The following is a 9,247-nucleotide window of genomic DNA, read 5'->3' as shown; positions in this document are numbered from 1 at the left end:
AGTTCTCAAGTTAGGCAATGTCCAATGCAATCTTTGCTTCGCAAATCGATACCAATGATCGACTCCAAAGCGTCGTAAATATTTGAACCAAACAGTTTCTAAAGGTAGAGTTCGTTCTCCAACCCAAGCCAACCATAAGGGTGGAAACGGTTGACCATTTGACATGGGCTTCATTCTTTCGACTAGGATTAAATTGACTTTTTGTCCAGGGGCACGATAAAAATGTAAGTCAATCCATTGTCTGAGGAGGACTTGTCCCAAATCTGGATGTTCATCAATTTCAATTGCAGTATCCGCTTGAAGCCATGTGGTTGGGTCGTTGAGTCTCATTTTTTGACCATGTTTGGGTGGTCTACCGCGACCACTATAGGCCGGTGGTGCTGACCATAAGCAGGCATTCTTTCGGACTCTCATTAAGCAATCAGCTTGGACGGAAGCTTGCGTTAGCGCCAGCACCCAACTTGCATTCCCATATTCTCGATCTAAAACTGCTAAAACTGGATTAACGCTATGTTCACAGACAAGTTTGAGTTGGGAAGCTGCTTGAAGTATGGGTGAAGACCCACTACTAATTCTTTCATGGAGCAGGGGTAATGCCCAACTTCAAGAGAGCTTCTGGTATCCACGCAATTGTACTGTACCCCTGTCCCACAATGCAGCCCCTCTGATATTCATGGGTTCTGTCTTTTAACGTTTTGGCGTCTGCTCGGACCCATGCAGTGTGGTCGATTGCTACTAATATGTGTTCCGTTGGGGGTGCTTCTTTCTGTAATTGCTCCAGATAGAGCAGCATCAGTTTTTTTCGGTCTGGCCTACAGTCTTGTAACGCTTCATAGATGCTTGGCCATTGACGCTTGAATAATGGATTGAGTGAAAATTCCGCTAAACATGACGCATTTCTGGTGGTCATCACTGCATCCATCAGCTCGAATGTTGCATCCTTGGCTTGCACCAATAATTCGTATGCTGCTTGACGAAAGTCCTTTAATCGTTCACTGTTCATTTAAGGAGTGGATAGGTTTTATTTTTCACCCTCATTCTCTCCTGGCGCGGTGGCTCTAGTTCTTCTTTTGCCACCGTTCTCATCTTTGGTTAGTCTAAACTACAGTAATTACCAATAAATAGTTTTTATTGGTAATTACCCTCAACGACATAAAGGTTTAGCGCTCGCCCCCTACAAAGTGTTGAGGGCTTAAGGGTCACAATCATCACCTTGACAGATCTCGCAGTGGAGATCATACAGAGAGAGTAGGCGCCTAACTTGATAGGCTAAGGTGTGTTTGTTATCTTACTAAAAAAAGGTTGGGTTTAACACAATTAAACCCAACCTATTAATTAAATGAGACTTTAGAGTTTAGCCTTGATTAACCACCGAAGGTTTTAAGCTGTCGCGCGACTCTCCAAGGCGATCGACATTACTGGCATTTACCACAGATTCCTGAATCGGCTTCCGGGCTTCAATCAAAGCCAGAGCTTTGGTGACGCCTTCGGGTAAAATCACTACCAAACTGCCTGCTGGTGCTTGATCTAAAGCCTTGTTAACAGCAATTGTCTCGTCGAGAATCAACTCGTATTCAACTTTAGACTTGTCTGGGGTGCGTGCGGCGATCGCCTCTGCAATCCCTTGGCAAATTAACTTGGCCACCACACCGGGTTCTCGCCCGCGCCTGTCAACATCTTCTTTGACAATAATCCGATCGAACATATCGGCAGAAAGTTTGCCCAAAGTGACAAAATCTTCATCTCGTCTATCCCCCGGCGCACCAACTACCCCGATCCGCATTCCTTCCCAATTCTGCACAAAACTACCCAAAGCTTTGTAGCTGTGCGGGTTGTGGGCGTAGTCGAGCAAGGCGTGATAGCTGCCCAAATTAAACAGGTTCATCCGTCCCGGAGTTTGACCGACGGAGGCCTGAAAGCTGGACAAAGCCGATCGAATATCCTCTATTTTCACTCCCTGAGCAAAAGCCGCCAAACAAGCCGCTAAAGCATTCGCAATCATAAACGGCGCCCGCCCGCCCATCGTCAGCGGCACATTCACAGCCTGCTCAATTCTCAGCGTCCAATCGCCTTTGAGGATGGACAAGTAGCCGTTTTCGTAAATTGCTGCCAGCCCGCCCGCAGCGGTGTGTTTGGCAACCAATTCGTTGTCCGGGTTCATTGAAAAATATGCAATTTGAGCCTTGACACGCTGCGCCATTTGTGATACAAGCGGGTCGTCTGCATTCAAAACTGCATAGCCTTTGGGCATTACTGACTCGACGAGGACGCTCTTGAGTTTGGCTAGTTGTTCCACGGTGTCGATGTCGCCGATTCCCAAGTGATCCGCCGCGACGTTCAAGACGACGCCGACATCGCACTGATCGAAGCCCAAGCCCGATCGCAAAATTCCGCCTCTAGCCGTTTCCAGCACCGCCACTTCCACGGTGGGATCGGACAAAATCAAATGAGCGCTCTGCGGCCCAGTATTATCTCCGCTTTCGACTAAATAATCGCCGATGTAAGTCCCGTCGGTAGTCGTGTAGCCAGTAATTTGACCCGTTTGCTTGACAATGTGGGCCAGCAGGCGAGTGGTTGTAGTTTTACCGTTGGTTCCCGTCACCGCTAAAATCGGCACTCGGGTGGGTTGAGGCGAGGGGAACAGCATATCGAATACTGCGCCGGCGACGTTGCGGGGCAAACCCTGGCTCGGGGCGACGTGCATTCTGAAACCCGGTGCTGCGTTGACTTCGACGATGACTCCGTTCGTATCGCGCAGCGGTACGGAAATATCGTCTGTTACCACGTCAATGCCGGCAATGTCCAAACCGATGATTTTGGCGACTCGGGAAAATAGCCAGACGTTTTCTGGGTGGATTTCGTCGGTGCGATCGACTGCAATGCCACCGGTACTGAGGTTTGCTGTCGCGCGCAAGAATACTCTTTCGCCGGCCGGCAATACCGAGTCCATCGCGTAGCCTTGTTTTTGCAGCAAATCGAGGGTCAATTTGTCGATCGTAATTCGGGTGAGCACGTTGTCGTGTCCGTCTCCCCGCTGCGGATCGCGGTTTACTTCTTCAACGAGCTGTTCTACTGTAGACTTGCCATCTCCCACAACGTTAGCGGGGACTCGTTCGGCGACTGCTACGACTTGTCCGTTGACTACTAATACTCTGTGGTCGCGGCCGGTGTAGTAGCGCTCGACAATCACACTCTTGGTTTTTGATGCGTTGCTGGCTAAATCGTAGGCTTCTTCTGCTACTTCCCAGGAGTTGATGTCGATCGTAATTCCGCGGCCGTGGTTGCCGTCTAGCGGTTTGAGGACGATCGGATAACCGCCCACATCTTCGATCGCTCCTTCCAGTTCGTCCAAATAATTAATCACCGTCCCTCTTGGAACCGGTACGCCAGCAGCCCCGAGGATATTTTTGGTACCTTCCTTATCACAGGCTAGTTCTACCCCCAAAACTCCCGTGCGGTTGCTGAGAGTTGCCTGAATCCGCTTTTGGTGCACCCCGTAACCGAGCTGAATCATAAACCGGGCGCTCAAAGGTATCCAGGGAATGCCCCGCGCTTCTGCTTCCTTGATCAGTGTTTCGGTACTCGGGCCCAGGGCCGCCGACAAAGCAAACTCTCTGAGATCTCTCAAATCTTGGGCTAATTCCGCTGCTGGATAGCTTCCAGTATCGGCAATGCTCTGGCACATCCGCACGCCCGCCCGGGTGGCATAGCGACCTGCTTGTTCGTTTTGATACTCGATTACTACCTGGTAAATGCCTGGTGTGGCAGTTTCGCGGGTGCGACCGAACCCGACCGGCATTCCTGCCATTTCCTGAAGTTCTAGGGCTACGTGTTCGATGACGTGTCCCATCATTGTGCCTTCTCTGACCCGTTGCAGGAAGCCTCCCTGATGGCCGGGGGAACAGTGATGGTCGTCCAAACTCGGGAGTGTGGCGGTCAACCCTTCGTAGAAGCCAGGAATTTCAGATGTGGTTTTATCTGCCAACTCCTCTAAATCCAGACGCATGAGGACGAGTTTGTGGCGTCTGATGCTCCAGTAGTTGGGGCCGCGTAACGTCTGGATTTTAAGTATTTTCATGACTGTCAGAGGGGTATGGGTCGCTAAATCTTATAGGTAATTGCAGCATTTATTCAATTTGGAGCTAGATTGCTCGATCGACTGTTCGCTGTGAACAGTTTTGCATTGAATTTCCAGTTATAGGCCGCCAGCGAAAGAAAATTAATGCCCCAGCGATCGGCTAGAAACAAGTGCACGTAAAGGGCAGGAACCAACTAGAAGCCAGAAGGTAGAATAAGAGTGTGATTCTACCTTCTGGTGTCAGCGCGTGGCTGCTTTGGAATACATCCTTCTGTTGTATCTTTGATTGGGCCCAAATGCCGCATACTTTCTGCCCGATCGATGACTCTGATATCCTGCGTTAGTTTGCTGTGCGGCATTCCAAAGGCCAGCCAGACTCGGAACAGGCTGCCGATGGCATTGGTTTGCCTAGGGGCATATTGTAGCAATCTCCGTGACACAAGACGTGCAAGCGCATATTGAACAGACTTAAGGGTTCTGTCGCTGCTACCATTGCCTCGTTGGTATAAAAACTTTCCCTAGAATCAACAATAGTCACCGTGCCTTTACCTAGAACCTTCATAGTATCGTCTCCCTCAAACAAAGCGCAGGTATCTTCGTCAATACCAATAGCGAGGCGATCGGGATGACAAGCCACAGCCGACAACAAGCGAGCCATGCGGTTACGATTGTGAAAATGCTGGTCTACGATGATATTGGGAATAATGTTAAGTCCGTTTGCCATGTCTACCAAAGAGCGGTTGGGTGACGCACCGCTTCCGCCACCTGCAATCATGTGATATCCCATTACCGCAGCACCCGCACTGGTGCCGGCGAGGGTAATCTTACCCGAGAGAGTATATTCGCGAATTTTTTCCATCAGCGGAGTGTCGGCCAGCAGCCCGCAGAGCCGCAGTTGGTCGCCACCTGTGATGAATACGCCCGTACAGTCTTCCAAGTAATCTTTCCAGACGGGGTTTTCGCCTTGTTCGCGTTCGCGGATGTCAATGACTTTGACGGCACTCACGCCCATTTCGTCAAATATGGTGCGATAGCGGTTGCTAATTCCTTCGGGATCTCGGGAAGCGCAGGGAACGATCGCCAGCCGAGCGTTTGTACCCCCAGCACGGCAAAAAAAGGTATTCAGAATCTCTCGCCCGTGAACCTTGTCTTCGGCTCCTCCGATGACCATAATCGAGGTTTTCGTGCGCTGGGAAAGATTGTGTTCTAGGGCTTGAGATGTCAACTGCTGCATGGTGTGTCTTCCTCTGTGAGATGTGAAATTAAATTTTGCCGTGCCTGTGAGTACAATGGGGCTTTTTAAGAGTAAATATTTTTTGGTGCGAGTAAGGTGCGATCGCGCGATCGCGCAGTTGTTTAAGGGCGATTTTACACAAGTCACCGTCCTGAGAACAGATGATTGTTGTACAAAATCGGCTCGCGGACAAAGGAAGAGAATTTAAGTGGCAAAAATTCTCAGAAATTATAAGAAATTATAAAGAATAAAGCAATTACTGAAAACCGATCGGCCTCTCCGGGTCAAACTAGAGGTGATGTATCAATAAATTCCAATAATTGTGCGATTTGACGTAGTTACCCTGTTTCCAGAATTTTTCCTGGCTCCCCTAGCATCGGGACTCATGGGCAAAGCCTTAGCTAAAAATATTGCTGAGGTAAATTTTGTCAATCCCCGCCATTTTACCACAGACAAGCACCAGCGAGTCGATGACGAACCTTACGGGGGCGGAGTGGGGATGCTGATGAAGCCGGAACCAATTTTTGCTGCGGTGGAATCGCTACCGGTTTTGCCGAGACGGGAGGTGATTTTGCTGACTCCCCAGGGCGAACCGATGCAGCAGCCGATGTTTCGGGAGTTCGCCACCGGGTGCGATCAGTTGGTGTTGATTTGCGGCCATTATGAGGGTGTGGACGATCGAGTGCTGCACTTGGTAACTCGCGAGGTGTCTCTAGGCGATTTTGTGCTCACAGGCGGGGAAATTCCAGCTTTGGCTTTGATTAATGGGGTTTTGCGATTGTTGCGCGGAACTGTGGCCAAGGAAGATTCGCTGAAATTTGAGAGTTTTGAAGACGGACTTTTGGACTATCCGCAGTACACTCGACCGGCCGATTTTCGGGGATTGAAGGTGCCCGACGTGTTGCTATCTGGTAATCACGCAGAAATTGCTCGCTGGCGCAAAGAACAGCAAATTGAAAGAACTCGATCGCGCCGCCCGGATTTGCTAGCGGATTAATTAACTGTAGGCTGTGGGCTGTGGGCTGTTGACGTTCTTGATTTAACACTGGATTTTTTCCCAGAGAATTTATGCTAAAAAATCAACTTTTGTGCTGTTGGGCGATCGGCTTTTTGCTCGCGGGTGAAGTTACTGTAAATTTAACTCCCAGCAGCGGTGGCAAATGGTTAAATATTAACCAGGAAGCTTTGGCAAGAAGCAGCGGCGGCAGCAGTGGAGGAAGTAGTGGCGGGCGATCGAGTTCTTCTAGTTCTTCTTCTAGTTCTTCTTCCAGTTCCAGCCGTTCTAGCAATACCTCACCTAATTCTTCTAGTTCTTCTAGTTCCAGTAACAGCAGATCGAATAGTGCTGCTAGTTCCAATCCCAGCCGCCCCAGCAACAGCAGCAACACTGGGGGAAGAGTTCGCAGCGGCTCTTTTGACAAGCCCGCCGCACCTGTCGCCGCACCTAACCCTCCGATTCCGCCACAATCTAGCAATAACAGAACTGTAATTATCCAGCAGCGCACCTATAATTCAGGGCCGAGTTATGTAGTTCCTTATAATTCCGGTAACAGTCAGCAAAACACAGGTTCAAATCAACAACCAGCCGTCAATCCAGCACCAGTTACCACTAATAATAATTCGGGCGACAGCGATCCCAATTCGCCAACTTCAGACAATCCAGATAACAGTCAGCCAAATATAGGTTCAGAGCAACAACCAGCAGTCAATGCACCAGCACCAATTACCACTGACAATAACTCGAATAACCCTCCGAGTTCGGAATCTGATGATGATTGGAAAATTGTAGTGTTTTGGCTGTTTGTTGCTGGAGGTTGCGTTGCGTTAATTGCTTACTGTATTTACTATTATCGACAACACCCTGCCAAAGAATCTAAAAAACAAATCTTTGCGGTCACTAAGTTGCAAATTGCCATGTTGGCAGAAGCTCGCGAAGTTCCCAGTCAGCTAACTGAACTAACGTTAAGTTCTGACATAAAAAATGCTAATCAACGTGCGGAATTTTTGCAAGAAGCTGTTTTGATTGTTTTGCGAAATCGAGAAAAGTGGACTCACGTTTGTGCGAATTCCCAGATAGTCGAAAGTCGAGAACAAGCAACGCAAATATTCAATCAAATTTCGATGCAAGAACGCAGCAAATTAAGTGTGGAAACTTTGAGTATGGTGAATGGCGATATCCGTCGCAGACAGTCTGTTAGTGCTGGCGATGAAGAGCCTGGAGAGTATATTACAGTCACGTTTTTGATAGGGACAGAGAATAGCAGACCGCTGTTTGGAGACATTCGCGATGTTGCGAAGTTGAAAGCAGTGTTAGAAAAATCGGCGGCGACTCCTGCTGAGAATCTGCTGGTTTTAGAGGTGATTTGGAGTCCGCAGCAGGAAACGGATAGTTTGACGGGCGATGATTTGTTGGGTGCTTATCCAGATTTGATTCGGGTTGCTTAGACTAGCATTGCATCAATCTTTGATTGATAGATAGACCGCAGCTTAAAGTAGTCGTAGGGTGTGTCGCCACGAACAATTCCTAGTTACATATCGACCATTTAAGAGCGACGCACCTGACCACAATAGTTTTACAAACAAACACAACTTTATTTATTGTGTAGCAATCTTTTGTCAAAATGATATAAGGTGCAAGCTACGCACCATACAAAACCTAAGTCCTGCCTGATTAATTTATGCTAAACTTATGCCGAATCTTTACATAATTGGTGGCGCTAACGGTTCCGGCAAAACCACCGCATCAATGAGTTTATTGCCCAATTTTCTCGACTGTTTTGAATATGTCAATGCAGACGCGATTGCGGCTGCACTTTCGCCATTCAATCCCGAGTCGGTAGCGATTACCGCCGGACGAATCATGCTAGAAAGACTGCAAACACTATCTAATTCTGGAACTGATTTTGCTTTTGAGACTACTCTAGCAGCCCGTAGCTTTGCAACTTTTCTCAGAAGTTGTAAAACAAAAGATTATACAATTAACCTAATTTACTTTTGGTTGCGATCGCCCGAACTGGCCGTAGCAAGAGTAGCCCGACGAGTAGCTAGTGGCGGTCATTCTATCCCAGAAGATGTTATCCGCCGCCGCTATGACAGAGGACTGCGAAATTTGATAGCTCTGTATTTGCCACTGTGCGACAATTGGATTATCTATGACAACTCTCACGAAACGGCTCAGTTAGTAGCAGAAGGGAGTATCGAGGAAGAACAGATAATCTATAATATTGAAAGCTGGAATCAAATAACTCAAAAATAAAATGAAACAATCAAAACCAAGACAACTTTTATCTACAAAGATTAATGTTGGAGTGAAAGCGGCAGTTGCAGCAGCTATTGAAAGACACCGCAAATTAGGTGAATCTATTGCTGTGTGGGAAGATGGGAAAGTAGTAATTTTAACAGCCGATCGCATTCCTCCAATATCGCCCGAAACATAAAACAAGTCAGTCGCCCAAAAAACCTACTCATATCCACACAGACTATGACATAATACTCTACTGTCTGCTTTTTAGCCACCTAAAATTCACCAAAAAGAATTGGTTTAAAGCCCAAACCCCGATCTGGAAAAATTAAAATCAGATTATTCATTACTCCAATCCTCGGACTTCTAGGTAAAGGTGGCCCCTCCGAAGTCAACTGTCAACTGTCAACTGTCAACTGTCAACTGAATGACATGAACATCCGCATCGGTAACGGTTACGACATTCACTGCTTAGTTCCAGAACGCCCCTTGATCCTCGGTGGCGTCCACATTCCCCACGAATTAGGCTTATTAGGACACAGCGACGCAGACGTACTCACCCACGCGATTATGGACGCGATGCTGGGAGCTCTGTGTTTGGGAGATATCGGCCTGTATTTCCCGCCAACTGACCCAAAATGGAAAGGTGCAGACAGTCTCGTGTTGCTGGCACAAGTCAATCAGTTAATATTAG

At 48.0% G+C, this 9,247-nt stretch carries 9 protein-coding genes; 5 read left to right on the top strand and 4 right to left on the bottom strand.

The genetic code is table 11. The annotated features are described in order from the left end of the window. The 4 genes from JGK20_RS30165 to JGK20_RS30150 form a co-directional block, all read right to left on the bottom strand. The coding region (locus JGK20_RS30165) for a transposase (RefSeq protein WP_293233231.1) at positions 1-552 on the bottom strand (552 nt) is incomplete at its 3' end. 25 nt (positions 553-577) lie between these two features. Then, complete coding sequence (locus JGK20_RS30160) at positions 578-1,003, bottom strand: hypothetical protein (RefSeq protein WP_293233229.1); 426 nt, start codon at positions 1,001-1,003, stop codon at positions 578-580. A 351-nt stretch (positions 1,004-1,354) separates the two neighbouring features. After that, on the bottom strand, positions 1,355-4,078 hold the full coding sequence (gene cphA / locus JGK20_RS30155) for a cyanophycin synthetase (RefSeq protein ID WP_293233227.1): 2,724 nt from the start codon (positions 4,076-4,078) through the stop codon (positions 1,355-1,357). Positions 4,079-4,418: 340 nt separating this feature from the next. Further along, positions 4,419-5,312, bottom strand: coding sequence for a cyanophycinase (locus JGK20_RS30150; protein ID WP_293181166.1), 894 nt, complete (start codon positions 5,310-5,312; stop codon positions 4,419-4,421). A 322-nt stretch (positions 5,313-5,634) separates the two neighbouring features. Here JGK20_RS30150 and trmD point away from each other — a divergent pair, with 322 nt between their 5' ends. The 5 genes from trmD to ispF all read left to right on the top strand — a co-directional run. Further along, positions 5,635-6,309 carry a tRNA (guanosine(37)-N1)-methyltransferase TrmD gene (trmD, locus tag JGK20_RS30145; protein ID WP_293180863.1) on the top strand — a complete coding sequence of 225 codons (675 nt, stop codon included), beginning with the start codon at positions 5,635-5,637 and terminating at the stop codon, positions 6,307-6,309. A 71-nt stretch (positions 6,310-6,380) separates the two neighbouring features. Beyond that, complete coding sequence (locus tag JGK20_RS30140; RefSeq protein WP_293233225.1) at positions 6,381-7,757, top strand: DUF1517 domain-containing protein; 1,377 nt, start codon at positions 6,381-6,383, stop codon at positions 7,755-7,757. A 244-nt stretch (positions 7,758-8,001) separates the two neighbouring features. Beyond that, a complete protein-coding gene (locus JGK20_RS30135) occupies positions 8,002-8,568 on the top strand; it encodes a zeta toxin family protein (RefSeq protein ID WP_293180857.1) in 567 nt (188 codons plus the stop codon). A gap of 1 nt (position 8,569) precedes the next feature. Beyond that, complete coding sequence (locus JGK20_RS30130; RefSeq protein WP_293180854.1) at positions 8,570-8,749, top strand: hypothetical protein; 180 nt, start codon at positions 8,570-8,572, stop codon at positions 8,747-8,749. A gap of 236 nt (positions 8,750-8,985) precedes the next feature. Then, the coding region (gene ispF / locus JGK20_RS30125; RefSeq protein ID WP_293233223.1) for a 2-C-methyl-D-erythritol 2,4-cyclodiphosphate synthase at positions 8,986-9,247 on the top strand (262 nt) is incomplete at its 3' end.

This window comes from Microcoleus sp. PH2017_05_CCC_O_A, assembly GCF_020738785.1.
GTDB lineage: Bacteria > Cyanobacteriota > Cyanobacteriia > Cyanobacteriales > Microcoleaceae > Microcoleus.
This window is presented reverse-complemented; position numbering and strand designations above follow the sequence as displayed.

Coding starts and splice junctions, on each gene's coding strand:
- JGK20_RS30160 (WP_293233229.1), bottom strand. CDS start 1,003: ATGAACAGTGAACGATTAAAGGACTTTCGTCAAGCAGCATACGAATTA.
- JGK20_RS30150 (WP_293181166.1), bottom strand. CDS start 5,312: ATGCAGCAGTTGACATCTCAAGCCCTAGAACACAATCTTTCCCAGCGC.
- cphA (WP_293233227.1), bottom strand. CDS start 4,078: ATGAAAATACTTAAAATCCAGACGTTACGCGGCCCCAACTACTGGAGC.
- JGK20_RS30140 (WP_293233225.1), top strand. CDS start 6,381: ATGCTAAAAAATCAACTTTTGTGCTGTTGGGCGATCGGCTTTTTGCTC.
- JGK20_RS30130 (WP_293180854.1), top strand. CDS start 8,570: ATGAAACAATCAAAACCAAGACAACTTTTATCTACAAAGATTAATGTT.
- JGK20_RS30135 (WP_293180857.1), top strand. CDS start 8,002: ATGCCGAATCTTTACATAATTGGTGGCGCTAACGGTTCCGGCAAAACC.